The 480-nt window shown below is 61.2% G+C and carries 1 protein-coding gene; it reads left to right on the top strand.

The genetic code is table 11. The annotated features are described in order from the left end of the window. On the top strand, positions 1-480 hold a 480-nt coding region (locus PY649_RS34850), incomplete at both ends, for a response regulator transcription factor (protein ID WP_285873621.1).

Raw genomic sequence — 480 nt, 5'->3', positions numbered from 1 at the left:
CAGCCGAGCTCTAGCACCGCGCCGATCGTACTCATCGTTGACGACGATGAGCTGGTCCTTAAATCCCTCGATGGCCTTGTCAGATCCGCGGGATATCGGACCGCGCTTTACGCGAGTGCGGTCGAGCTCTTGTCAAAGCCCCTGCCTGAGGGCGTTCGCTGCCTGGTGACGGACGTGCGCCTGCCCCTTATGAGCGGGCTCGACCTTCAAGCCGAACTCTTAAAGCGCGGGGAGCGCGTGCCCATCCTGTTCATAACCGGTCATGGAGACATACCGATGTCGGTGCGGGCGATGAAGGCCGGTGCCGTTGACTTCCTATCGAAGCCCTTCCGCGACCAGGACATGATGGACGCGATTGCATGCGCGTTGGTCGAGGATATCAGGTTGAAGGAGCTGGAGCGCGAACTCGAATCCCTCCGTGCGCGATACGAATCCCTGACAACGCGCGAGCGCGAGGTTCTGCAATTGGTCGCGTCGGGG

Origin of the sequence: Rhizobium mayense, assembly GCF_030272705.1 — a bacterium.
GTDB lineage: Bacteria > Pseudomonadota > Alphaproteobacteria > Rhizobiales > Rhizobiaceae > Rhizobium > Rhizobium mayense.
The sequence above is the reverse complement of the archived record's forward strand: the minus strand, read 5'-3'. Positions and strand labels throughout refer to the sequence as shown.